Source organism: Pseudomonas sp. JV245A (assembly GCF_032424515.1).
GTDB lineage: Bacteria > Pseudomonadota > Gammaproteobacteria > Pseudomonadales > Pseudomonadaceae > Aquipseudomonas > Aquipseudomonas protegens.
The window spans coordinates 1-23,814 of the sequence record NZ_VYKE01000028.1 but is presented as its reverse complement, the minus strand read 5'-3'; the positions used below and the strand labels follow the sequence as shown (position 1 = coordinate 23,814).

Annotated in this window: 21 protein-coding genes and 5 pseudogenes; 6 read left to right on the top strand and 20 right to left on the bottom strand. The window is 57.2% G+C overall.

Going from position 1 to position 23,814, the window contains the following annotated elements:
• Positions 1-257: 257 nt before the first annotated feature.
• Positions 258-740: a hypothetical protein gene (locus F6S12_RS11035; RefSeq protein WP_210670988.1), complete on the top strand. Its 483-nt coding sequence runs from the start codon at positions 258-260 to the stop codon at positions 738-740.
• 287 nt (positions 741-1,027) lie between these two features.
• On the top strand, positions 1,028-1,990 hold the full coding sequence (locus tag F6S12_RS11030) for a bifunctional GNAT family N-acetyltransferase/nucleoside diphosphate kinase regulator (RefSeq protein WP_019092746.1): 963 nt from the start codon (positions 1,028-1,030) through the stop codon (positions 1,988-1,990).
• Between the two features lie 145 nt (positions 1,991-2,135).
• Here the strand turns inward: F6S12_RS11030 and F6S12_RS11025 are convergent, their stop codons facing one another.
• From F6S12_RS11025 to F6S12_RS11015, 3 genes are all read right to left on the bottom strand, one after another.
• Positions 2,136-2,519: a hypothetical protein gene (locus tag F6S12_RS11025; RefSeq protein ID WP_011061741.1), complete on the bottom strand. Its 384-nt coding sequence runs from the start codon at positions 2,517-2,519 to the stop codon at positions 2,136-2,138.
• Positions 2,520-2,586: 67 nt separating this feature from the next.
• Complete coding sequence (locus tag F6S12_RS11020; protein WP_183001717.1) at positions 2,587-3,564, bottom strand: carbon-nitrogen hydrolase family protein; 978 nt, start codon at positions 3,562-3,564, stop codon at positions 2,587-2,589.
• 39 nt (positions 3,565-3,603) lie between these two features.
• Positions 3,604-5,040: a purine-cytosine permease family protein gene (locus tag F6S12_RS11015; RefSeq protein WP_236204183.1), complete on the bottom strand. Its 1,437-nt coding sequence runs from the start codon at positions 5,038-5,040 to the stop codon at positions 3,604-3,606.
• 278 nt (positions 5,041-5,318) lie between these two features.
• Between F6S12_RS11015 and F6S12_RS11010 the strand changes: the two genes are divergently transcribed.
• The gene (locus tag F6S12_RS11010) at positions 5,319-6,248 is read left to right on the top strand and encodes a LysR family transcriptional regulator (protein WP_123430647.1); all 930 of its coding nucleotides are present in this window, start codon (positions 5,319-5,321) and stop codon (positions 6,246-6,248) included.
• A 440-nt stretch (positions 6,249-6,688) separates the two neighbouring features.
• On the opposite strand, the pseudogene F6S12_RS11005 reads toward F6S12_RS11010, so the two are convergent.
• A pseudogene (locus F6S12_RS11005) lies at positions 6,689-7,138 on the bottom strand (host specificity protein); the annotation flags it as partial.
• A gap of 79 nt (positions 7,139-7,217) precedes the next feature.
• Complete coding sequence (locus tag F6S12_RS11000; protein ID WP_019095841.1) at positions 7,218-7,745, bottom strand: NADPH-dependent FMN reductase; 528 nt, start codon at positions 7,743-7,745, stop codon at positions 7,218-7,220.
• 117 nt (positions 7,746-7,862) lie between these two features.
• Here F6S12_RS11000 and F6S12_RS10995 point away from each other — a divergent pair.
• Both F6S12_RS10995 and F6S12_RS10990 read left to right on the top strand, forming a co-directional pair.
• Positions 7,863-8,114: pseudogene (locus F6S12_RS10995) on the top strand (DNA cytosine methyltransferase); the annotation flags it as partial.
• A gap of 124 nt (positions 8,115-8,238) precedes the next feature.
• Positions 8,239-9,067 (top strand): annotated as a pseudogene (locus F6S12_RS10990) (tyrosine-type recombinase/integrase); the annotation flags it as partial.
• A gap of 499 nt (positions 9,068-9,566) precedes the next feature.
• Here F6S12_RS10990 and F6S12_RS10985 read toward each other — a convergent pair.
• The 5 genes from F6S12_RS10985 to F6S12_RS10960 all read right to left on the bottom strand — a co-directional run bounded on the left by F6S12_RS10985 (position 9,567) and on the right by F6S12_RS10960 (position 14,817).
• Entirely contained in the window at positions 9,567-10,424 is an 858-nt protein-coding gene (locus F6S12_RS10985; RefSeq protein ID WP_169891418.1) for a DUF2971 domain-containing protein, read from the bottom strand.
• Positions 10,425-10,939: 515 nt separating this feature from the next.
• Entirely contained in the window at positions 10,940-12,253 is a 1,314-nt protein-coding gene (locus F6S12_RS10980) for a hypothetical protein (protein WP_169891416.1), read from the bottom strand.
• 426 nt (positions 12,254-12,679) lie between these two features.
• The gene (locus F6S12_RS10970; protein WP_169891414.1) at positions 12,680-13,198 is read right to left on the bottom strand and encodes a lysis system i-spanin subunit Rz; all 519 of its coding nucleotides are present in this window, start codon (positions 13,196-13,198) and stop codon (positions 12,680-12,682) included.
• Positions 13,195-13,746, bottom strand: coding sequence for a glycoside hydrolase family 19 protein (locus F6S12_RS10965; RefSeq protein WP_169891412.1), 552 nt, complete (start codon positions 13,744-13,746; stop codon positions 13,195-13,197). Before F6S12_RS10965 ends, F6S12_RS10970 begins: the two co-directional genes overlap by 4 nt.
• Positions 13,747-13,773: 27 nt before the next feature.
• On the bottom strand, positions 13,774-14,817 hold the full coding sequence (locus F6S12_RS10960; RefSeq protein ID WP_169891411.1) for a phage late control D family protein: 1,044 nt from the start codon (positions 14,815-14,817) through the stop codon (positions 13,774-13,776).
• An 81-nt stretch (positions 14,818-14,898) separates the two neighbouring features.
• Here F6S12_RS10960 and F6S12_RS10955 point away from each other — a divergent pair, with 81 nt between their 5' ends.
• Positions 14,899-15,369, top strand: a complete 471-nt coding sequence (locus F6S12_RS10955) for a hypothetical protein (protein WP_169891410.1) — start codon at positions 14,899-14,901, stop codon at positions 15,367-15,369.
• Here F6S12_RS10955 and F6S12_RS10950 read toward each other — a convergent pair.
• The 10 genes and pseudogenes from F6S12_RS10950 to F6S12_RS10910 all read right to left on the bottom strand — a co-directional run.
• Entirely contained in the window at positions 15,366-15,572 is a 207-nt protein-coding gene (locus F6S12_RS10950; RefSeq protein WP_102863714.1) for a tail protein X, read from the bottom strand. The genes F6S12_RS10955 and F6S12_RS10950 overlap by 4 nt on opposite strands.
• Positions 15,547-16,392 carry a phage tail protein gene (locus F6S12_RS10945; protein ID WP_060839732.1) on the bottom strand — a complete coding sequence of 282 codons (846 nt, stop codon included), beginning with the start codon at positions 16,390-16,392 and terminating at the stop codon, positions 15,547-15,549. Before F6S12_RS10945 ends, F6S12_RS10950 begins: the two co-directional genes overlap by 26 nt.
• 9 nt (positions 16,393-16,401) lie before the next feature.
• Complete coding sequence (locus tag F6S12_RS10940; protein WP_315868905.1) at positions 16,402-18,966, bottom strand: phage tail tape measure protein; 2,565 nt, start codon at positions 18,964-18,966, stop codon at positions 16,402-16,404.
• Positions 18,967-19,107: 141 nt separating this feature from the next.
• Positions 19,108-19,413, bottom strand: a complete 306-nt coding sequence (locus tag F6S12_RS10935) for a phage tail assembly protein (RefSeq protein ID WP_161467347.1) — start codon at positions 19,411-19,413, stop codon at positions 19,108-19,110.
• Positions 19,414-19,424: 11 nt separating this feature from the next.
• The gene (locus F6S12_RS10930; RefSeq protein WP_161467346.1) at positions 19,425-19,934 is read right to left on the bottom strand and encodes a phage major tail tube protein; all 510 of its coding nucleotides are present in this window, start codon (positions 19,932-19,934) and stop codon (positions 19,425-19,427) included.
• A 12-nt stretch (positions 19,935-19,946) separates the two neighbouring features.
• Positions 19,947-21,113, bottom strand: a complete 1,167-nt coding sequence (locus F6S12_RS10925) for a phage tail sheath family protein (protein WP_161467345.1) — start codon at positions 21,111-21,113, stop codon at positions 19,947-19,949.
• Between the two features lie 99 nt (positions 21,114-21,212).
• Positions 21,213-21,593 carry a phage tail assembly chaperone gene (locus F6S12_RS10920; protein WP_161467344.1) on the bottom strand — a complete coding sequence of 127 codons (381 nt, stop codon included), beginning with the start codon at positions 21,591-21,593 and terminating at the stop codon, positions 21,213-21,215.
• A 292-nt stretch (positions 21,594-21,885) separates the two neighbouring features.
• A pseudogene (locus F6S12_RS33805) lies at positions 21,886-22,447 on the bottom strand (phage tail protein); the annotation flags it as partial.
• A gap of 456 nt (positions 22,448-22,903) precedes the next feature.
• Positions 22,904-23,347: pseudogene (locus F6S12_RS33800) on the bottom strand (phage tail protein); the annotation flags it as partial.
• On the bottom strand, positions 23,344-23,814 hold a 471-nt coding region (locus F6S12_RS10910; protein ID WP_315868903.1), incomplete at its 5' end, for a phage tail protein I. The pseudogene F6S12_RS33800 and the gene F6S12_RS10910, both read right to left, overlap by 4 nt.

The window sequence follows — 23,814 nt, the reverse complement described above, 5'->3', positions numbered from 1 at the left end:
GCCATTCTAACCAACATCGACGGCGCACGAGCTGCACGATGCGCAGGGGCGGCCATCTGCGGGTCATTGCCCTCTGTGATGAGTAGTTGTTCTTAGCTATCAGCTTACCAGCCCAGGGCCTCGCCCCCCCCCAACAACCAGCTCGCCAAATGCAACCAGGGTAGGGAGAATAGGAACTCGAACCCCTACCTGAATCTGCACTGACCGCTTTCGGCCGATTGCTGCTGCAGGATAAGAGTAAAAGATGGAGCTGTATGATGATTGATAGCCTGGAGGTTCAAGAGTTCGATTACCTTGAACAGGCGTTACTTGAAGCGAGCGTGCCTTTCAGTGAAATAACACGTCAGTACGCACGCTATTTGCTCAGTCTGATCGACGGCGGTGTACTTGCTAGCATTTCCACCCCTAAGTTGAAAGTGCTGATTCCATATATCGAAAAAAGCATCCAGCGAGAACCTATAGAAAGCGATGGGGATCTCCGGAAAAGGCTTGCGCTAGAACTCTGGACGGTAGAGCAACAGCACCGTAAATCAGATGAAGACTTTGCGAACCTCATACGCTGTGTACTTTTTTGCTTTGCAACAGAAGAGTGCTGGATAGAGGAAGGCACTGGGGACGCGACACCTATCTATCTTTATTTTCTGGCTCTAAAAAAAATACTACCTGGCACAAGAAAAGCCTTTATCAAAAGCTTTCAAGATTTTATTGCAGCCAACGGGAAATACACGCTTCACGAATAGATTGGCCCGGCCAGGCATCTTTAGATTCACTGCGCTGAAACGCCGCCAGACGGGCCTTGGCGGGCCGAAACTCTCTCCTCCCCCAAAAGCGGGTTCGGCCACATGATCCAAAGCACTGAAACTGTTACGCCCGGTCATGCCAGGACATCCACATACATCTGATGGAGCAGCCTGCGGCGAACCTCTGGACCGGATCCTGGGGCAAAACGATGGTTTCCTCGAACACGCCGGGATGTTCGCCATTCCTCGCGGTATATCTTAAAATGCGCGGTTGCCGAAGAACCGTCATGACCATAGCCATGAAAGGCTTCCATTCTTTACAGATAAGTGTGGTCAAGATGAACAAGCCTTTCATTACACTGTGCCCTGAAATTACTCGGGCGCACGCGCTGACATTGATGGATTGGTTGGAGGATGAGCGCGTTACCTGCTTTCTGAGCGATTCGCGTCACGTCTCCCGCTCCATCGAACAAGTCATCGATCGGACTCAATTGCCGATCCTGACCCATCTATTCAACCGGGACGGCCGGTTCTTCATGGCCTATGACCGGCATGACGCCCCGGTGGGCTTTGTCCGTCTGGTCAAGACCGGCGCCAATTGCGAGATAGTCCTGGTCATCGGAGACAGCGACAAATGGGGCCGGAACCTGGGCGCCCGCACCATCCGCGAAGGCATGAAACTGGCCTTCCTCGACATGCGGGCCGAGAAGCTCATCGCCAAGATCCACCCGGACAACACGCGCTCGCTGAAAGCCTTTCAGCGCAGCGGCTTTGTGCTTGAAAGCGAAACGCCGACATTGAAATCATTTTCCATGACGGCCGAGCGCTATCTCCAGTTCTTGCGCGAAGGTACCGTTGTCGACTCCACCGAGATCTACATCACTGAAATCGACAAGGCCAGGCTCGAGAGCCTGATCGTGTTCGAGCAAGGCCCGACGATTGTTGAACTCGAACATGAGCTTGAGCGAGCCATTGTCGTCAAGCCCCAGCAGGTGGCGCGCAACGTCATCACGATGAACTCCAGGGCCTTGCTGCAACTGGACGACGAAGAGATCGAAGTGGCCTTGGTCTACCCTGAAGACGCGGACAGCACCGCAGGGAAGCATTCGGTGTATTCCGATATAGGCGCCGCCATCCTTGGCTATCAGGAGGGGGACACCATCGACTGGCGAATCTCTGATCGCACCCGCCGGATTGAAATCAGGAAAGTGCTTTACCAGCCGGAGGCTGCGGGGGATTTCCACCTGTAATTGCGAACTTTGCTTAGTGTTCGGCCATCAAGCGCGAGGATTCCCCAAAGGAGAGTGCCGCGCTTTTCGTGCTTGAGCGGCCCGCTGATTTGGTCAAATGCAGGAGGCGGTAGAACAGGTCTAGCCGGCTATCGGTGTTGATGACTCAACCAAAGATAAAATAAGCCGCCGCCGCGATCAGTCCCACACTCAACGAAACAAACGACACAAAAGACACCCATTGAAATGCCTTGGTGGTCTCCACCGTAGTGGAGAACGCCATGGGCACAAACGTCAGCGGATTGACCACGCCACCAAACATCACCAACGCAACGACCCAGTCGGGAAGCTGAGGATTGGCAAGCGCGGTGACCGCCATCACCGTCCCCATGATGATCCAGTCCAGATGCGCCTGCCGCACGCGCATCGGGTTGACCACACCTAGGGCACGGAGCTTGGCTGGGTAGTCGACGGAAGCCAGAACGGCAAAGCCGGAGAGCGCACCCAACATGATGGATAAGAGCGCTGTAGCCAAAAGTACATGAACCATGAGTTAGCCTTGATGATTCCGGGCCGGCCTATGCACGGCCACCCGGAATATAGGGTTGAGGAGATATTCAGTCGTCGCGCAGCGTTAAACCTGTACGTACGCGTCGATCAATCGAGAGCTCGAAGACATCCGGGCGCAAGTAATGACCTGCCACATCGAGGTCATGGTGCTGGGCATCGATCTGCGCAAGGTCGATGGTTGCCAGGACAATTCCAGGCTCCCCAAAGAGCGGTGCCGTCACCCAGGAACCATCTGGAGCGACCACACCAGATCCACCATTGAACAGTAAACGCTCCTCCAGTCCGTTGCCGCCAACCCCAAGGCGGTAAGCCGTCAGTAACTCGGCTGGCACATCAGCAACGTTCAGGTACTGGCCAGCGCAAAGCACAAAACAGCGCCCTTCGAAGGCATAGGAACGGGCAGCAACATGGTGCATTTCCGTCATGTCCGGCCATGCCGCCACATGAATCTGTTCGTCTTGTGCATGCAGGGCCTGGCGCGCCAGCGGGTGCCAGTGCTCCCAGCACACCAGCCCTCCCACGCGACCAACCGCGGTATCGACCACCCGTAGACCTGCGGCATCACCGTTGGCCCATACCGTGCGTTCGGTGTGGGTCGGCGTCAGTTTGCGGTGCACATTCAAAATGGTCCCCTCCGGGCCAATAGTGACTAGAGAGTTGTAGAGCGAGCCGCCGTGGCGCCGAGAGCGCTCGTTCATACCCATCACCACGGTGACTGCGTTAACACGCGCAGCCTCGCGAAGCACCGCAAGGTCATCGTCCATGTCGTCAGGCCGGCCAATAACCGGGCTGTCCGCCAGTAGCTTGGCGTACCAGAACTTGGCTTGCGCATCGTCCCAGCCCGCCATTCCAAATATCCATGCGGGGTAACAGCTCAACCACGTTTCCGGGAATACCACGAGTTGCGCCTCCTTGAGCGCAGCACTCTTGATATGTTCGGCTGCCAGGCGCATCGATTCGGCTCGATCAAGAAGAGCCGCAGGCATTTGCACAATAGCGACTGTTTTTTCGCATTTGCTGATCATCTAAAAACCTTTTTCTGATGGTCGTTTATCGGTGAGCGTTCAGCCGGCAATACCTTCAAGCACGAGCTGACTTTGGCGTTGCGCTGCGATCTCCGATGAGCGTTCGAGGTTGCGCGCCAACCCGAGATACAGGCCGCCGGAAATCAACAAGCCGGGGATGAATGCGATATCCGCACCGCCCAGTGCCGCAGCTACTGGGCCAACGAAAAACGGAAGCGAGAAGAACGGCACCATTGCGACAAAACCAACCAGATAGGCCAGTACACCTCGCCAGGCCCAACGGCCATATACGCCGTGCGGATTGAATATTTCGGCGATGGCGTATTCGCCTTTGCGAATCGCATAAAAGTCGACGAGGTTGACCGCCGTCCATGGGATGAGGAAGTACAGCATAAGCAGTACAAAGCCATTGAAGCTGGCCATATAGGCATCCGGTAACGCCAAAGCGATCACCAGTGACAGCAGGCCCACTACGCTCAGGCCGATCACTCTCACGCGGACACCGGGGCGTACTGGACGGAAGCCGTCCACCGCGCTGATTCCAGTGAGCATGGCGCCATAGCTATTTATGCCGGTGACCGACAACTGCGCGACGGCCCCCACTAACGCGACGAATATACCAAAGCCAGGGAAGAAATAATTACCGGTTTGCACCAGCGAAACGATGCCATCGGCGCCCGGTATATAGCTGGACAACACCGCCCCCAGCGACATCAGCCATATCGCCGACGCAGTCGCGCCCAAGTACGTCCAGAAGATCAGCCTGGGGCTGGACGAGTCTTGAGGCAGGTAGCGCGAATAATCGGAGACATACACCGAATAGCTGATGTTATACCCAGCAGCAAGTGACAACTGCACGAGAAACGCAGTGGTGTTCCAACCCGAGTTCACCGGTATTGGAGCTGCCGCGGGCAGTGCAGTAACAGCCATCAACGTCACGATGCCAAACACGGCAATTAGCAGATACGTGAGCCAACGTTGCACAAAGTGCAACAGGTCATATCCCACCAGTGCAATCACGATGCTGATCGCAATCAACATGGGGTACCAGAACCACGTCGAGCCCGGCAGAACCAGCTGTATGGCCTGAGTGACCAAAATGACGCCGAATACTATAAAACCGATGTAAACAAAGATGGTCGCCGCAAACGGCACAATGGCACCGCGGCTACCGAATTGCGCACGAGACTGAATCATCTGCGGCAAGCCCATCTTGGGGCCCTGGTTGGCGTGCAAGGCCATGAACACGGTGCCAAAGCCAGCACCTATTGCAATCGCCAGTATGCTCCACATTATGCTGAGCCCCATGCTTGGCCCAACAAAGCCGACCATCATGGTGAGAAACACAAAGTTGCCGGTAAACCAGAACGGGCCTTGGTGCCAGACCTTACCGTGCCGTTCTGCACGAGGCACATAATCGATTGAGCGAGCTTCAATGGCGGGCCTGCTCGATCCGCTACTTCGTTGAGTTGCCATACCGCACTCCGTAATCGTTATTTTTGTTCTGGGTGAAGTTTTGCTTGTGTGGGCCGCGGCAGTGGCTCCCCTCCCCGCAACACTGCCGACCAGCAGCACCGCGAGTATCGGAAGAAAAAAATGGCTGGTAAATCCTGCAGTACGGAACCTGACTTACTCGAAATCGCAACTAAAAAACGGCCTCTTTCGGTGCAGTTCAGTCGCATTGATTCGCAAGGTAAATTTGCTGGTATAAGGGCTGTCCCTATAGCGTTTGTGTCTCTGCATCGGAGGTTTTGATGCTCACTAATCTCTCAGACGTGGATCTGCGCAAACTGCGCATCTTTTGCACCATCGTCGAGGCTGGAGGCTTCACTGCCGCGCAGGTACGCTTAAATACCAGCCTGCCTCGCTTGAGCACATTGGTGCGAGATCTGGAAATTCGCCTCGGCTACTCCCTCTGCCGTCGTGGCAAGAGCGGCTTTCAACTTTCCGAACAAGGCGCCCAAACTTATGCGGCGGCGCAGGAGCTGTATGCTGATATCGACCGCTTTCATCGGCGGGTAGTCATGCTTAACGAAAAGTATCCAGAGTTCTTGCAGATTGGCAGCGTCGATAACCTGCTTTCGCTAGACCAGGCACCGCTGCCGCAGGCCCTCGCTTCCTTTCGCCTGGTTTCGCCCAGTACCCGCATCGACCTGCAGGTAATGCGTGCCGACGAGCTTGAGCAAGCCGTGCTCGAAGGGCGTCTGCACCTCGCCATCGGTTGTTTTAACCACCAGCTCTCAGGCCTGCATTACCAAGCGCTGTTCGAGGAAGAACAAAACCTGTATTGCGGGCGTGGTCATCCTTTCTTTGCACGTCCCGACGAGCATTTTACGGACGAGGAGATCGGTGCCGCAGATTACGTAGACCGTGGCTACATGCTCGAAAGCCGCCGGCCGCACAAATTGCGCTTCGGCAACTCGGTAAGCGCTTTCTCCATGGAAGCCATTGCCACACTGATCGCTTCCGGCACCTGCATCGGCTACCTACCGACCCACTACGCCGATATCTGGGTAGCACGTGGCATGTTGCGTGTAATTGCACCGCAGCGGCTGAGGTATAACGCAGCATTTCACAGCATCACCCGACAAGGGCAAGTCCCGACAGAGTCACTGGCCAAGCTGATGCAAGCGTTGCAGGCCGCAAAGCACTCGGTGACAGTGAAGTCGAGCACGCAAGTTTGAAAAATGACAAACAAACCCGTCCGTCGAAAGCACTTTTCCATACCCTAGGCAAATAGCTGTCGAATACAGCGCCCTTCATTCGCTCATGATTATTTCCTCCACTTAAGTGGAGGACTACAGAACAGTAATAAGTCCACGCAAAGCGGTACGTTGTGATCGGCTGCTTTTAGCCGAAAGCGGTCGTTCCTAAGAACCTAGCTTGAATTCCGCTTTGACTAGGGCTCAAAGCAGCTCATCGCAAAACGGCAAGTGTATTAGCCAATCTCCACCATCAACTCGTACCCAATGGAGCGAAAGGACTTTGTCAGTTCGATGCTAAAAACAAACGAATTGCGGAAGCGATCGCCCAAATCCCAGGCAATAAAAAACCCCGTAGACGTTAATCTACGGGGTTTTCAAGGGTGGAGGCCGAGGTCGGAATCGAACCGGCGTAGGCGGATTCCGTCCGGTACCAGTTGGTCGCAATACTGGGAGATCCGGTAGAGCTCCCACTTGTCCACCATCCACGGCTTGATGCGGCGGCCTAGACCGAAGCGGTCACTGACAGTGATGTCGTAGGTGATCCAGGTTGGGTTGTCAGTCCAGGCCAACTTGAAGCTACCGTCCCAGATACCGGAGTAGGTCCTAGCCACAGGGTTGTAGTTGGCCGGCACAAGGACCCTCTTCAGCTTGGTCTCCACTGTGACGGCTGGGATGCTACGGAATTGCTCGGCCGAGAACTCGATGTAGAGCAGCGCGGTGTTCGGGTAGCGCAGCTTTGCATCGATGACCTCGGTGAAACCCGCGATCTGCATGATGTCGGCAATTTTGTTGTTGTTCTGGTTCGGGGTGATGCGGGTCACCCTGAGCAGCCAGCCGCTGGTAGCTGCCGGCAGATTGATGCGTAGGGTACCGAAGTCGGACAAATCGGTTAGCTCAAGCAGTGAGAGGGGAGGCACAGGCCTGTTCATTCGCTCACCTTCGCGATTCCTACATGACCTCAATGTGGCTCTTGAATGCAACCAATGCCGAGACGATCTGCTTACTGATCTCTGGGCTCCCTGCGATGTCCGCCTCATTCATTCCTTTTGCGAGCAGATTCACAGTTATCGACGCAGGCTCGACAACTATTGCGGACATGGTGTTCAGCACCAAACGAAGCGCCGCTTGGGCATGACTCGCACGAGGTGACGCGTTAAACAGTGCAACCGGCTTACCAGGAAATTCATGGCTGGCCACAAGCCAATCTAAGGCATTCTTGAAAGAACCAGGTATTCCACGAGCATACTCAGGGCACGAAATAAGGATGCCATCTACCTTACCCACCAAAGCCCGTAACTCTCTGACGCTCTGCGGCGGATCATCAGCCAGGTCCGGATCGAAGTGCGGCAATTGACCAACCGCCAGATAGTGCTTGATCGACACCCCCTCAGGGCTCAACACCTCAGCCGCACGTAGCAGTGCAGAGTTAGAAGATGCTGCGCGAATGCTTCCGGACACCGCTAACAATTGGACCATTTGTAAACATTCCATTCCCTAGTGAGATAGCACAGTGTCGCATACGTGAATCAGGACGTTCACAGACATGACTGGAGCCCTCTCCGATACCAGGCCCTGGGCGGTGCGAATACTCATACCCTACAAGCAGGCGATCACGCACCAGACCCAGGCGGCACACCACATATCCTCGCGAATTCCAGTATTCGGCGCTCCACCCCACGCGAGTGCGAACGCCTCCAAGGCATGCCCGAGGACTACACCCTAATCCCCTGGCGCGGCAAGCCTGCCAGCGAATGCCCAGACGGCCCACGCTACAAGGCGATCGGTAACAGCAAGGCAGTCACCGTCGTCCGCTGGATCGGCCAGCGAATCCTGCAACAACTCTAAACACCCCACTCAACAATCGGAAAGCCTGCCGGCGATGGCGGGCAAAGCAACCCGCCCGCTGAAGTCCCCACCTGGAACTTTGATTTGTCGCGAGTGAGATGAAATGCGCCCAAGGAAGACCCATAGGTACATGCGCGACATCATCCCGAAAAAGTCGGAGCGCACTCAGAAAGACAACAAGGCCGAATTGAGGCAGCTAAGGCCAGTTTTTGACGAGATACCGGTGGATGCGATTACGCCATCGATGATTGCTGCCTATCGCGATAAGCGATCCGCGAAAACCAGAGCCAACAGAGAAATCGCCTTACTGTCTCACGTCTTCAATATTGCGCGCGAATGGGGTTTGACCAACAGAGAGCCCCCCTGCCAGGGCGTTCGTAAGAACAAGGAAACGCCGCGCGACTATTACGCAAACGACGCGGTATGGAAGGCGGTCTACCAGAAAGGCGAAATTGAACTGCAGGAGGCAATGGATCTGGCCTACCTGACCGGCCAGCGCCCAGCCGATGTCCGACTAATGCGTGTCGATGATGTGGAGGGAGTGTATCTGCGCGTTGGCCAAGGCAAGACTTCCAAGAAGATCCGAATCCTCATGGAGGTCGATGGCCAGAAAAATAGCTTGGGCCTGCTCATCGAGAGAATTATTGCCAGACCGAAAAAAATAAACTCTGGCTATTTGATCGTGAGCAAGTCGGGGAAGAAGGTCTCCGAGCGCATGCTATGCCAGAGATGGGACGACGCCCAGGTCAAAAGCCGTGGCTGAGGCTATCGAACAAGGCGACCAGGGCCTGGCTAAGAAAATCGCAGGGTTTCAGTTCCGTGATATCCGACCGAAGGCGGCATCTGAAATTCTCGACCTGGACGACGCGAGCCGGCTTCTCGGACACTCAAAACAGGAGACCACAAAGAAGATTTACGTTCGAGTTGGCGCCATCGCAAACCCGACGAAATAGGAAAGTTTTGGTACGCCAGCCTTAAAGTTTTGGTACGCCAGCACTTTCATACAGGCAGTAAAAAACCCCGTAGACGTTAATCTACGGGGTTTTCAAGGGTGGAGGCCGAGGTCGGAATCGAACCGGCGTAGGCGGATTTGCAATCCAGATAAAATTTCAATTTTTTCAAGTAGTTAGCGACATTTCCGTTCCGCAAGCGCCATCGCAGAGAAAGGCTGAAAGCCACGGCCTACGCGGGCCATGAACTTGATTGCGGAACTGATTTCTTAGGGGCGTCTAATGGCCAAAAGATCGGTCATGAGCGGGCGCTTTCGGCCAAAGCGGCCGTTAAGCACGGGCGACAACCAAATTGCCGCTCGATGACATTACGTTCCTGGTATTGGGGTTTGTCCGATCTGCACCACGGAAGGGCTGTGGATGCTGACGCACAAGTTCGTCAAAAAAAGACGTGGTAAAGCAGCCTTTATTAGCGTTTGAGGAAACCTCCATCTTACTAACCCTACTTAATGTCATAGCTTTCCAGTAGTTTAGATTGATATACATCGCAACTAGTTAGCTCATACTTACCGCAGATAGCTTTTACGCTACTTGTGTAAGGCTCTGAAACATAGGGTGAAATAACAATGCTATGAATTAGCTCACTAACATCAACGTTAATGGTGTGCGGCTTGATAATGTATTTTTCCCAGTAATCGCTTAAAAAATTTTCAGGGCGCATGAGATCGAACCTATCTGGTTCATGGTAGAGACGGACCTCTCTCTCGTGCTCATATTCCTTTCTTTTTAAGAGAATGCTAGCAACGCTTTCCTTTTTTGCTAAAAGCTCGTCCCTTGTCATGTCGACATTATTAAAATCCAGGTATCTTATACGCTCCAAAAAAACCAGCTTTTCATTATCTCTGGATTCTATGGATTTTCTCAGTGAGCCTACAGTTGTTTTAATTGCTATGGATTTCCCATTATCACCGTATAGTTTCCACATTGCCTCGGACTCAAATTGACTTTCATACCAGCAGCAAATGCTTTTACGGCCTCGGGCTTTTTCACGCATTAATTTTAATTGCTGGCTTGATGACTCTTTCAATTCTTTTTCGAAATTACGTATTTCCTTCGGCGCTGATTCTGGAAATTCTGGGCCACTCTGCATCATGGATTGGAGGTGGGATGCAATCTCGTCGTGAAATTTCTTTGGAAGGTGGCCTTCTAGAGGGTCACTATTTTTAAAAAATGCGATTGGCGATAGAAATAATGCACGTGTATCAATCAGATTTATAAGCTTTTCAAGGCTCATATATCGCCATAGTACGACTTCATCCGACAGTTCTAAGTCAATCTTAATTTTTATATTACTTTTCATGAGTTAATCACTAGGTATGGATATTTTAGGGGGACGTAACTGAGATCTTGGCTCAGGTCCGAGAACGCAACGGACACATTTAGATGTTATCCAGCAGCGACGTCTAGGTCATAGGTTTCGTATGCGTCAAGAACGTCAGAGCGGGGACAGATATGGGCCCAGAGGAGAAGATCACACGCCGATTGTGCCCGGGTATTAACGCAAAAAAGCCCTAAAGCCCCGAAAAAAGGCTGTAGGGCTTTTTTTACAAACCAAGAGATCGCGCCGTTTGGCATTAAATGGCATTGATTGGCGTACAGATTGCCGCATTTTTTCCCCTCCCTGCCCCTTCCCGTCTCCTAGCCAACAACCAGTTCGGTAACTACAACCCAGGGTAGCAAGGATAGATATTCGCCCCCTTCCTTATTACCCATAGGCAGGTTTAGACAAGAAAAAATGGGAAAATCAGATTAGAAAATTTACCCATAACGGCCAATAACGGCTCACTCTTCACCATAAGCATTCGGACTATTATCCTACCGCTTACCAGACTGCTGATAGTCGCTCCGACGATAGTTAACAATCCACCCCCTCGAAGAAACACTTATAGTTTTGCGCCTACTATCAGTATCATCAATAGCACTTTCGATGAGGTTAGCCTCTTCAAGCGCTCGAAGATGCGGCCTCATGGCCTGATTACTTTCAAATCCAAATTCTTCATACTGACTAGGTGAAATACTACCCCCCATAGTTGCAAGCTTCTCGAAAACCTGCCACGCCCGTCCACCCACGCCACTTGTATCCTCAAGATAATCTCGAGAAATACCTTCCATCCACTCCTCAATCTTTTGGTACATAGCATCACTATCTTTTTCCAAAGCCTTGTTCTCAGCTGCAGAAAACGAAAAATCCTCGCTATATTTCATCGCGTTACGCAAGCTTCGCCCGCCAACTTTATAAAAATGAGCAAAGCCTCGGGCATCGACTGGAATTTTCACATCTTCACTAAGAGCATAAACCTGCAATCGAGCGGTGATCAGCTCCTCCATGTACTCCTCTGCAATAGGTTCAATCAGAAGAGGATCAGCAAGCACACCCTGTAATCGAGGTGAGGAAGCGACACTTCTTGTAATGCCTCGCGCTCCACAGAGAACCCACCGCAGCCCTCGAAGTGAAAGAACCTCATCTCGAATTGCCTCTAACAAAGCCCTAGCATTCTTAGAGGTTTCGAGCAATTCAAGATTATCAATAGTACAAATGAAGGCGCCAGCAGCATTAGTAGGAAAACATGTTCTGAGCCAAGTTATAACTGCTGCCACAAAACCATCTTCTGTGAAACCTGCAGAAGTGTTAGCAGAATTGCTCTTGGAGGCATTTAAACCACCAAGCCCGTAGACTGAAACACCACCCCCTCCACCACTGATCAGAGGCGAATTCAACCAGGCATTAACCTCACCAACGTCAGGAACCTCAAACCCACTAGCTTTCAGCAATTCATAATTATCAATGAATGATTGCGCCACTCTAAAAAGCACTCTGCGTTTAAACGTCACCGCAGTTTCATCTTGAGTCAACTGAAACGGCTCAGACAAAGGCAACAGTGCCTGTTGAGAAACTCCCTCAATAAAATCTTGCTTCAGCAAGTAACCGGCAACAGACACAAGACTAGTTTTACCAACACCATTTGGGCCTTCAAGTGTAGGATGAGTATCAGATGATCTCAGATACGTCTTTAGGCGATTTAACACCCGAGCCCTGCCGACAAGGAGCTTAACTCCTTGCTCATCCCCTTGAATAGGACGTGGACTATAAGGATTGTCAGTAAAACCAAGCTCATTCCATAAACTCAATTTTTAGCTCTCATATAGAATAGGGAGAATTATTTCCGTTTAAATAGCCAACCCTACCCTGACCCAACAACGCTGTCGAGTCAAGTATGGTTTTCAACCAAGCCCACGAGTCATATCTTTCCCCTTGCTCCCTGAGATGCGTATACCCTCTAAGGGAGTTACAGTCCCGATGTCCTAGTACGCTGCGCTACGCAGGGGATAGCCCACTCTATTCCAGAAAATTGGCTGACACCTTCATGTCGCAAATCATGGAAGTTCGGCCGGCGAAAGCATTTTTCTATCCCTTACGAGGAAATACCAATGCTTCACCATATCTTCGAAATTGTTTATTCCAGACTCGAACGGATCAAGCTAGTCCTGGAGCTGCTACTGATCATCTCGGTGGACTAGATCGACGGCCAAGCCCCGCGTCGCGGGGCGTTGGCCTCACTTTGAAATCACCCCTTCCACGTAGTTCTGGCATGCCGCCAGCGCGATCAGTCCTTGGTCACCATCTCCGGCGATGGCGACAATTCGTTGAGCAGCCGCTGGGTCAAGTTCGGCTCGCGTGCCTCCATGAACCACGCCGCAGGTGCCGGCGGTGGCTGGCAACCCACCGCCACCACCCGAGGCGGCGGTGTTGAGTAGGACTGACAGCCGGACATCAGCAGTAGCAAGCCGGTCACGCAGGCGAGCCTGGTTCGTTTGTGCATCACGTAGCTCCTTGTAATGGGTTTCGTCATTTGCCTGCAGGCGATCCTCCAGGGCCCGACGGGCGTCCTGCTGGGTTTCCTGCCAGTTGATCACCGCCGTGGCGGCCTGCTCGCGGTCCCTGCTGTACGCCTCCGCCTGGTCAGCCAGATCCTTGCCGTAGGCATTGGCCTGCCACGTCCAGGCCAGCCAACCACCCAGGGCAAAACCCAGCACCAAGGCCAGGACCGGCAACAGCCACCCCGGGGCCTTCAAGGCAGCACCTTCAATGCACGCTCATACAGCGCCTCGCGATCTGCCAGGCCGTTGGTTCCGCCGTTGATGCGCTTGGTGATCGTGAGGAAGTCGCCCTTGTCGGCCAAGGTATTCAGTCCCGCCCGCTGCCAAAACCAACCCGCCGACAGCGCGGCATAGACGGGGCTTTCCAACAGCTCAGGGGTGTTGAGCAGCCGAGCATCGCTGAACAGTGCTTCGCTGCAGGCTTCATAGTTCGCCCGGCCCGTGACCTGAATCAGCCCCCGGCCCCGGTACTTCTGGCCGTCACCATCCGCTTCGGGTGTGTTGCCCAGGCGCTTGGCCAAGGTTCCGGTGTCGTACTTGCTCAAGTACTGATTGCTGCCCAGCTCGCGCACGTACTGAAGCTGGCCGGACTCGTGGCCGATCTGCGCCAGGAACGCGGCAATGCGCAGGCGGGTGATGATTGCGTACTTGCTCATGGCGGCGTTGAGAGCAGGAACAAAAACGCCGGCTTTAGCACCGGCGTTGGGGAGGATCTGCAGCAGCTGCTGCGCGGTAATCGTCATGCCAGATATCTCCAGTGATGATGGGGTTTAAAGCTGCACAACCTTGAGCGGCTTGGTTTCTTTCTTTTTCTTGCCCTTGGCTTTCGCCTTGCCCTTCTTGCCGCCGTTGCACTCGACCGTGGTACTCCACCCGGACTGTGTGAACACCTGCTCGACCGAGTCCACCAAGTACTCGCCATCAAGCCCGACCTTGAAGCCCTGGGCATTGATCATGCGTTCAGCGAATAGATCGGTTCGGCCACGCATCTCCAGGCGCACGCCGGCGGTGCTGCGGTTGAATGCAGCCAACCGCGCCTTGGCGGCCTGCTCGGCAGCGGACTTGTTCGGATAGATATGGCGGTCGGTGTGCACCGGCGGCAGGCCGTCTGGTGAGTCCTCGTTGCCCAGGTCGACGACCCGCAGCTTTCCGCTCTTCTTGTCCTGGTGCTTGGTTTGCACCGCCTTGTGAGTGCTCTTGTCACCCAGGCGGAACTGATAGCGGCTCACGTCGCTGCGGGTGATGGTGACGGTGCCAAGGTTCTTGCCACTGGCGCTTTGCCCGGCCTGCCGGGGCAGCACCAGCAGCTTGCCGTCGGCCACCTTGGCCGTGCAGTCGTACTGCTTGGCAAGGCGGGTGATGAAGTTGAAGTCGGATTCATTGAGCTGGTCGACCCGGGGCACCTTTGTGGTCACCGGGCACACCGGCTGCCAGCCGTTGCGGGTCGCCACATCGCGCACGATCTGCTGCAGCGGGACATTTTCCCAGCTGCCGCTGCGGGTGGTCTTGCCACTGCCGCGCATGTCGCTGGCCTTGCCCCGGATCTCGATAGAGTCAGGCGGGCCCGTCACCACGACCTCATCCACCATATAACGACCCAGACGGGTCAGTGACTGGCCGGCGTAGCCCATGAATATCTCGATATTGGCGCCACGGCTGGGCAGCGCCACCGCTCCGTCGCGGTCGTCGATGCGTAGCTCAAACTCGTCCGACTCCATGCCGGGCTTGTCCGAGGTGCGCAGGGTCAACAGCCGGTCATTGATCAGCGCGGTGATGTTCTTGCCGTCCGCAACGATTCGGAATACAGGCGTCATGCAATAAGCCTCCCCCTGGGTGACACAGCGACGGGGACTTCATAGAATCCCGAGCCGTTGCCCCTACAGGAGTCGAGAAAAGTGAAAAGGATTTTTGGATTGACGCTGTGCCTATTGGCCGCCTCGATGGCACAGGCCGAACAGAAACTGCGAGTTATAGACCTGGGTGACGATGCGCCGGTGAGCGCCGAAGCCGCAGAGCGCGGCAGAAAGGCCATCGCAGCTCAAGAAGCTGCAAAGAAGATCAAGCCCGAGGAAGCCCGCGAGTTCCTCAAGCGCCTTAACAAGACGGTAGAGCACGGCCAGAACCTGGCCAAATCCGGAACAATGGACAGCAATCAAGCTCGTGAGCAGGCCATTGCGCTGAACAAGCTACAAGACGAAAGCGACCGCTTCGGATCGCTATTCGCCCCCTTCGCTAAATGCCGTTCCGCCGCAATCGACGCGGCTTCATCCTGGCAGGGCATGATTTTCAAAAATGCTCGCCAGTACTCCGAAGACAACACGTCCTACCAGGCCAACGCCAAGGAATGCGCCAAGGCCGCTGGCTAATCCCACAACTGCAGCGCGGCCTCCGTCACCGCCGGCAGCTCCGGCAGCACGATCAGAACCCCAGCCCGGAACGGCTGGGGCTCATCGGCCAGCCCCTGGTTGGCATCGAGCACCGCTTCGACACTGCCATTCAGGTGCCCGTAATACTGGTGACACAAGGTGTCGAGCAGATCCCCGTCAGACGTTCTGCATGTCGTCGCCATAGCTCACAAACTCCATTGAAAAGCCCTGCTTACGCGGAATGCCACCGGCCAGCAGATGGCTCTGCTCTTCCTCAAGGCTGGTCAGGCACCAAGTGCCCAGCACTTCGCCGTAGCCCGTGGTCAGACTCAGCGGCTGCAGGCGTCGACCGATGCTGCGCAGTTTCTGCAACTGACCCAGTCCACCCTTGAACCCAGGAAACACTGCGCCCTTGAGGGTGATCTTGTCGTCACCCTGCCCTACCGCCTGCTGCGCAATGCTGCGGGTCAGGCGTTCCTGGCCTGCCCAGCGGAACCCGGTCTGACGGCGTAGCTCTTCAAAGGCTGCGGTGTCGAGGTTGAAGTAAAAGGCTGCACCGGCAGCCCGGAACGGCTGAATGATCAGCAGGTGCGGAAACGGCTTTACCGCCTCGGCGGCCGGGGTCCCCAGACCGCCGAATGATCCGGTCGGAAGGATGTTGCCCAGGGATGGGCTGACTTGCCCACCGATCCGATTGATAGCGGCGCTGGCCTTGGCGGTCTGTTCCTGCAGCGTACCGAGCCGCTGCTGGATCTGCCCCGCCGCCGACACGGCCTGGCTGTACTTGGCCGCCACTTCGCCGACAACAGACTGCGCGGCGGTGATGCCGCGCAAGGTCCGTTGCAGCTTGGCGCCCATCTCAGGCCCCACAAACGGGATGTTCTCCAGCTCCGAGGCAGCACCGGTAATCTCGCTGATGGCTCCGTTCAACGGGGTCAGCATGCCATCCGCGCTACTGCGCCCCGCCTCCCCTGCCTCGACTAGGGACTGGAACCCCGATTGCAGTTGCTCCATGTAAGCCATGGCACCTCCTTAAACGTGTGGTTCGTCAGACAGCTGACGGGCCGCAGCCTGCCGGCTGAATTCGTCGAACATCCGCCGCAGATGGGGTTCGACTTCCCGGGCCACCTGGGCCGGGTCCTTCACGTCCCCTTGCACCGTGATTGGCACGGTCGGTGCGAAGGTGAATTGCTGGTCGACCTTGGGCACCTGCTTCGCAGGTTCGGGCGCCTTGAGCATTGCCGGTACAGCTGCCGACGGCGCGTCGGCCGCCATCGAGCGCACCACCTGCCCCATCACCGGCGGCGTCTGGCCGGTCTTGAACGACTTCGCGATGTCGCCCAGGACCGGCGGGATATCCTTCCCGGCGTTGACCATCATCAGCGGCCCCGCTGCCGGCATCCGCTTGAGCGAATCGTCGGAACCAAACATCGCTTTGCCGGCATATGAGCCCAGGGCATCACCCCCAAAGTAACCTACGGTTCCCCCGATGGCGGCACCGATAGCACCGCCAATGGCCGTGCCGAGACCTGGAACGACGGAACCGAGTGCGGCACCAGCGGCCAATCCCATTTTTGCACCCACCAACGAGCCTGCTAAGCCCCCCGCCGCACCGCCATAACCTTCGGCCTTTTCATCGCGGGTCTTGGCATTCTTGTAGGTGTCCGCAACCTTGAGGCTGGTGCTCAACACCGACAGCAAGCCCACCCCCTTAATCGCTGGCGCCAGGCCCTTGAACACCGAACCTACCCCCTTCAGCGCTGTCGACCCTAGGCTCGCCGCGCCCTTGGCAACACGTCCCACGCCGCCACGACTGAAGACATTCCTGAGCGTCTGGCCGACACGACCGAACCGCCCCGCCCTTCCTGCACGGCCCCCTTTACCGCCCTTGCCGCCTTTCTTGTCCTTGCCACCGTCGAGATCATAGTCACCACCGCCACCGCCCAAGCCGCCGGCGTTGGTGACAAACACCCGCTGAATCACGTTCGGGTTGCCCATCAACGAACCGCGGGCCACATTGAGCAGCCCCTTGCCGATCTTGAAGGCGGACACCACGCTCTTCAGCGCGACCAACCCAGCACCTAGGGCGGTGATCCCCATCACCAGGGGCGGAGCTTTCTCCGCCAGCCCGGTCAGCGATCTGGCCACCGTGGTGATGTGCTTGGCCACGGCATCCGTTGCCGGCCGCAGAGCATCCCCCACGGCCCGCATGCCGTCGTTCATCGCGTGAGCTGTTTCGGCCCACAGCTGCGAGGAGGTTTCTCGGCGCTCTGCCAGGTTCTTGTCGAGGATGCCACTGGCGCTCAGCGAGTCCTTCTTGAGCTGCTCGTACAGCTCCCGGTTCTGCGAGTACGCCGTCAACGCCGCCTTGACCTGCATGTCAGCGAACAAATCGCCGGTGCGCAGGGACTGCTCCAGGGCGTTGAGCATGGCCTTAGCCTTAACTGGATCCGCTTCCTTGCTGATCTTCGCCTGGGCCTCCGCCATCTTCGCGGCCTTGGCTGGGTCCGTAGCCTTGATGTACTTCATGGCCAGCTCGAAGCTCGACTCCAAGGTCGACATGCCTTTCTGAACGCCAGTGCTCAGCGAGGCCTGGTAATCAATACCGGCATCCTTGTACGCCTTGACCACTTCACTGGAACCGATTTTCTCCATCCAGTTCTTCAGGTTGTTGGCGGCCTCATCCGAGCCGCCGGCGGTCTTCATCTGCACTTGCAGCATCGAGCCCAGCTGACTCACCGCATCCATGCCAGTGATTTCCATCTTGCCCATGCCGGCCAGCAGTTGCGGGAACCAGCGCGCCATGTCGGCAGCTTCAAAGCTGCCCGCCTGGCCTTGCATGGCGATGGCTTCCAGAGCCTTCTCCATGACCTTCGGGTCGCTGATTTTGGCGTTCTGCTCCAGCGCCTGGATCATCTTGGCGGTGTCCTCACCACCCGAGCCCTGGCCCACGGCAAACTTGGCCGCCACCGGCGCATAGGACAGCGCCTTGTCCAGCTCCATACCGGCACCGACCAACTGGTTCACCAGGTCGGCCACCTCATTGCGGCCCATCCCGGTGTCTTGCGAGGTCTGGATGATCGCGCGGGTCATCTGGGCTTCTTCGGGCTTGTTCGCCACGTTGGCCTTGATTGCAATGTCGCGAATGATCGCCTGATAGTCCGCGCTGATCTTGGTCGGAATGGCCACCGCCCCGACCCCGGCCACAGCCTGGCCAATCCCGGACTTGAGGCCCTCCTTGCCCTGCTGGATCTGCTGGTGCCCCTTGAGCTGCAGATCCGCCCCCCTGGCCACGCGACCGAGCGCCTGATACTCCTGGCGCAGCTTGTGCACCTGGATGCCCTGCTTGCGCAGGCTATCCAGGTTGCCCTCCAACTTGCGCAGCAACCCAGCGGCCGAGGCGGCCCCCGTGTCGTGGGCCTTCTTCCATTCGTCCCGCAGGCGCATGGTTTCGCCGATGGTGTTCTTCAGCACCTTGGCCTTGTTGCCTTGTTCCTCCAGCTTCTTGATCCGGCCCTCAACCGTTTTGAAGGCTGCCCCCACCGTCGAACTGACGGCGCCGCCGATCACCAGCCCCAACGCCAGTTTGCTTGCCATCTGATCCCCCTACGCCCGAGTTGATGGGCTCAGTCCGTGAGCCACCAGACCATGTCGGAAAACCTCATGGTCATGATTTCCTCGGCGGAGAAATGCAGCTCGCTCGCGAGCCGCTTCGCCGCCATCTTCATCACCGCCGGGTCAAAGTTCGTCGTCTTGCACCAAGCGAAAATAGCCGGCCTGCAGGCGCTGATAATCCTTGAGGGTCATGCCCTCCAGATCCTTGGACCCGACCCCAGCCAGGCTGGAAAACAGAATGAGTTCGCGCTGTTCATCGTCACTGCCGGCGGCAGTGTTAGCGGCGCGCACATCGCGCACGGTGGGTGCACGCAGGGTGACCTTGTCGCAGACCACGCCATTCATCTCCACCGCCTTGGTGAGGGTCACGGCCACGCTCTCGGCACTCAGGGTCATCCAGGCCGGTGTCTTTTTCGCTACTTGAGTCATGGGGGTTTTCCTTACAGGCCCAGGGCCGAACGTTGGGCGGCGAGCTGGTCGACGCCGTTGATCACGCGCTTCATACCCAGCGCATCGATCTCGTAGATGAGGCGGCCGTCCACTTCCAGCTTGTAGTAGGTCAACGCCACGTTGTGCTTGATCTCGGCCTTGTCGCCGGACTTCCAGTCGCCCATGTCGACCTCTTTGAGCATGCCGCGCAGGGTGACAATCACCGGGGTGACCTTGCCCTTGAGGCCCTTGAAGGCGCCCCGGAACACGCCATTGAAGGCGGTACCGTCGGCCAGGCCGAAGAGCTTCAACGACTCGCGGCGCACGCCGGTGGTGGTGAAACCGGCTTCCTGTTTTTCCATGCCCATGTCCAGCTCCACCGGCAGGTCCATACCGCCGGCCCGGTGCTCCTCGGTCTTGAGCGTGAGCTTGGGCAGGGTCAGGCTCGGCACATCGCCCTGGAAGCTGATGCCATCGGCGAACAGGTTCATGTTCGCCAGGGTTTCGGGAATCATTGCCATTGCTGCGGCTCCTTAAGCGGCTTGGTCGAGGACTTCGGTCAACCACTGATTGGTGACCTCGACGCGGAAGTTGGGGTTTTCGGCGGGCGGTACATCGGTAAAGCGGATGTTCCAATACACCTTGCCCTGCTCCAGCTGGCTGGCGGTGTTCAGTTCGGTGTCCGCGTAGACCTCGAAATTGATAATCGCGCCCTGGTTCTTCAGGTCGCGCATGAACGCCTGCAGGCCCTCGGTCACGTCCTTGACATAGGTCGCGGTGATCGAGCGGTCCACCGCCCACTTGTGCCCGTAGAGGATCGCGTCCATGACGATGTCCATGGTCCGCACCCGGGTGACGAACGCCCATTTCGGATCACTCGACAGCGTGCGGTTGCCCCACAGGCGGAAGCCTGCATCACGAATGATGGTGGTGATGTTGGCGTTGTTCAGCAGGTTGGCGCGGCAGGTTTCATCGCCGTCCAGGAACTCGATGGCACGCGAGGTGCCGGTGATGCCAACGAACTCCTTGTTCGACGGCGAGGCCCAGAAGCCGTACTCGTTGTCGGTCCAGGCAAACAAGCCCGCCACCCAGGCCGAGGCCGACGCATCAACGGTGGCACTCTCGCCGGTGTCCCAGTACTGAATGCCCGGGTCGACTAGGTAAGCCCGCTTGGCGCCGAAGTTCTTGGCGTACTCCATGGCCGACTCGTCCGTGGTGTTGGGGCCGTCGAGGATAGCGAGACCGCGCAGCTTGTCGGCCAAAGCGACCAGGGCTGTGCCGACCGGCAGATTGGCGCTGTGCTTGGGGGTAACCAGCAACCGCGGCTGGGCATTGAAACGGCTCTTGCCATCCAACAGCGCCTGCAGGCCGGTACGCTTGCCGCTGGCCAGCACCCCGCCGATGATCGCCGAGGTCTGCTGTGCGGCGTCCTGAACCTTGGCCACACCGCATGCAACGATCACCGCCTTGGCCCGCTGGTAGATGGCCTGGCACGCCTTGGTGATGGCCGCATCCGGGCCCCAGGCGGCGACGGCCTCGCGCTCGTTGGTGATCAGCAGCAAGTCGTTGGCCTTGGCGCTGACGTCGGGCCCTTCAGTGAAGGTATCCACCAGGCCGATGATCGAGGACGACGGCAGCGAAATAGTCCGCGTGCCGGTGTCCACATTGGTGACGGTAACGCCGTGAAAAAAACCACTCATGGATAGGCTCCAGAAATGAAGAAGCCCCGCATGAGCGAGGCTGTGGGTGGAACGGGCGCCGTAGCGCGGGAAAGAAAACGCCCCGACGGAGCGGGGCGTTTACTCGGATTGCTCGGCGACCCAGGGCGGCGCTACCGGGCGGCGCTCAACCTGCGGAAAATCGGGGGATTGCGGCCAGTCGCGCAGGGCTTGCATGTACAAAAGCAGCTCCTTGAACTGCTCAGCTGTCAGCGTCGTTTGAACTTCGATCTCCAGCTGATCCCGGTGGCGCTCGCGCAGCCACATGACCGCGACTAACTCAGAATCGCGCCATTTGCGCTCGTCGCCCTCGTTTGGCGACACCGGTGCGCCGGCGCTGGCTATATAGGCTTCTATCTCGGCATCCGACATTGGCGTCAGCCAGTCGAGAATGTAGTGCGCTGGGGCATCATCATCGTAAGCATGCACCTCGCCTGTTTTGGGATTGTTGAAGTATTTCATGTGCGAAGCTCCACCCAGGTGAGGTTTGTCGGACTGCCGTAAGTGACTTTGTAAGTCGATCCGGCCGGCACGATGAATGCCGCGTGATATGCAGATACCGTCAAGTTCACGCCATCGACAACGACATAAACGCCGCCGGTAGTGAACGACACTTGCACAAAGATCGGCCGCCCGGTTGTGTTCGTGTAGACAGTGCCTGAGACACGGGACGCGGTGACGTGCTGCCAGGTTTGACCATCACCAAGACCCCGTGGCCGCGCCTCCAGAGCTGCCACCCGAGCCGAAAAACCATCTACTTGTGCGGCCAAGCCGGCAACGTCGATGTTTCCCTGATTGACCGGCGCCCCCCAAGCCTTGAGGCACCACATGACCGCAATGCTGCGGGGACGGGTTTCACTACCGCCAGCGTTCTTCGTGATGTTTTCGTAGTTCGTTGCAGCGTTGCCGAGTTCAGCATACAACCAGCTACCGTAAACCCCGCCCGCAGCATCTGAGTTTGGAGCACCGTGATAGTGCGATCTGAACTCATCCGGGGCCCAACTGCCAATTTCTCGGCCAGGATCAACCCCCCGATCATGGTCCCAGCCTCGCAGAAACTCACCTCGGGACTCAGGCAGCCGGAAGCTACCGGCGCCCTCGCCGCCCTTATTGAACGTTGTTCCCAGGTACGCTGCCAGGTCTGGATAGGTGGCAATGCTCTTCACACTGCCATCGATTTCAAGGAACCCCGGTGGCACGCTGGCTTTGGGAAACGCGACCATCGAGCCCACCGGCAGCGACGACGCTTTGGCTACCAGCGCCTCGATCTCAGCCTTGGTGTAAGTGTCGGTAATGCCATGCCCGGCCAGGGTGGTCGGGTTCGTCCCGGCGATCACCCGACCGTACTTGTCGACTGTGATGTTGGCATAGGAGCCCGCGCTGACACCGGTTCGCCCCGTTGCCATTTCGAAAGCCAGCGGCGTGGTACCCAGGACAATTGGCCCGTCGGTGACCAACTGCCAGACGCTGTCGCCATTGACCGTGCCTGTCTCGATGCTGACGAACAGCCCCGGGGTGACCTCCAGACTGGTGTCAGCATCCTGGGCTCGTTTCCACACGCCCGTCGACGACACCACATACAAGCCGTTGTCCTTGGCCTGGGCCTGGTTCTTCACCAACACCCGGGCGTCGGCCGGCAGCAACACACCGTCGATGGTCTGAATCCCGCTCAAGGCAATGTTGGCCGTGGTGGCCACCAGCGCCGAGTGCTTGAAGTCCAGCTTGGCCAGGGCCTCGATCACGGCATTGTCGACGTACTCGCGGGTGGCCAGGACCACCGCTGGATCGATCTTCAGCACGATCTGCGCGGTGTTGGCCACGATGAAGTTCATGCGGATAACCTGGGTCTTGCCGGTGCCCTGGGCCAGCAGGGGCTTGAAGCTCGGAGCGCAGTTGGCCACCGCCACCAGATCGCCGTCGGCATCGAACAAGCCGATCTCGCGGATCCAGCGCCCGCCCACATCGGACGGGATCACCTGCTCGGTGATGATGATGTTGGGGTTGGCCGGGTCGGTACGCACCTGGTTGACCGGAGCGCGGCGCCATTCGTTGACCAGCTTGGTCTGGGCCCTGTTCGGGATGGGGTCGCTGCCGTTGGCATCGCCGACCGCCATTTCCTTGAAGGTCCAGGGCACACCGAGCGCCGTAGCGTTGGCTTGTTTCGCCTCGCCTACCGCCGTGAGGATGGCGAAGAACTGACTGTTAGAGTCGATCATGGGTACACGTCCAGGGTGTCTATTTCATCAATGCACACGACCTGGCCATAACGGCCGGTCACTTCGATATCGCGGGGTGTCGGGGGGTAAACGTCGATCACTTCGCCCTGGTCCACATAAGCCCCGTAACCGATCACCCCGGAGGTTTCCAAGCTGATGGCCAGGCCAGTCATGAGTCGGCTGACGGGCTTGGCGTCATCGATCAGCCGGGTCAGCTCCTGATACATCTCTTCGGTGATGCCGGTGTCCAGCACTCCGACCTTGAGCGCAAAGGTGGCCGGCTCACCGGCGGGCACCGTCTGCCACCACTCGACTACCTCGATCAGGTAGCCCAGCGGCTCCACCACCCGGCGCAAAGCGCCGATGGTGCCCTTTCGGGCATGGATGAAGTGGGCCGCCCGGATCGCGTTGCGCTTGACCGTCTCGGACCAACGCGGGTCCCAACGATCCACCGACCAGGCCCAGGC

Coding starts and splice junctions, on each gene's coding strand:
- F6S12_RS11035 (WP_210670988.1), top strand. CDS start 258: ATGATTGATAGCCTGGAGGTTCAAGAGTTCGATTACCTTGAACAGGCG.
- F6S12_RS11030 (WP_019092746.1), top strand. CDS start 1,028: ATGACCATAGCCATGAAAGGCTTCCATTCTTTACAGATAAGTGTGGTC.
- F6S12_RS11025 (WP_011061741.1), bottom strand. CDS start 2,519: ATGGTTCATGTACTTTTGGCTACAGCGCTCTTATCCATCATGTTGGGT.
- F6S12_RS11020 (WP_183001717.1), bottom strand. CDS start 3,564: ATGATCAGCAAATGCGAAAAAACAGTCGCTATTGTGCAAATGCCTGCG.
- F6S12_RS11015 (WP_236204183.1), bottom strand. CDS start 5,040: ATGGCAACTCAACGAAGTAGCGGATCGAGCAGGCCCGCCATTGAAGCT.
- F6S12_RS11010 (WP_123430647.1), top strand. CDS start 5,319: ATGCTCACTAATCTCTCAGACGTGGATCTGCGCAAACTGCGCATCTTT.
- F6S12_RS11000 (WP_019095841.1), bottom strand. CDS start 7,745: ATGGTCCAATTGTTAGCGGTGTCCGGAAGCATTCGCGCAGCATCTTCT.
- F6S12_RS10985 (WP_169891418.1), bottom strand. CDS start 10,424: ATGAAAAGTAATATAAAAATTAAGATTGACTTAGAACTGTCGGATGAA.
- F6S12_RS10965 (WP_169891412.1), bottom strand. CDS start 13,746: ATGACGATTACCGCGCAGCAGCTGCTGCAGATCCTCCCCAACGCCGGT.
- F6S12_RS10960 (WP_169891411.1), bottom strand. CDS start 14,817: ATGACGCCTGTATTCCGAATCGTTGCGGACGGCAAGAACATCACCGCG.
- F6S12_RS10950 (WP_102863714.1), bottom strand. CDS start 15,572: ATGGCGACGACATGCAGAACGTCTGACGGGGATCTGCTCGACACCTTG.
- F6S12_RS10945 (WP_060839732.1), bottom strand. CDS start 16,392: ATGGCTTACATGGAGCAACTGCAATCGGGGTTCCAGTCCCTAGTCGAG.
- F6S12_RS10940 (WP_315868905.1), bottom strand. CDS start 18,966: ATGGCAAGCAAACTGGCGTTGGGGCTGGTGATCGGCGGCGCCGTCAGT.
- F6S12_RS10935 (WP_161467347.1), bottom strand. CDS start 19,413: ATGACTCAAGTAGCGAAAAAGACACCGGCCTGGATGACCCTGAGTGCC.
- F6S12_RS10930 (WP_161467346.1), bottom strand. CDS start 19,934: ATGGCAATGATTCCCGAAACCCTGGCGAACATGAACCTGTTCGCCGAT.
- F6S12_RS10925 (WP_161467345.1), bottom strand. CDS start 21,113: ATGAGTGGTTTTTTTCACGGCGTTACCGTCACCAATGTGGACACCGGC.
- F6S12_RS10920 (WP_161467344.1), bottom strand. CDS start 21,593: ATGAAATACTTCAACAATCCCAAAACAGGCGAGGTGCATGCTTACGAT.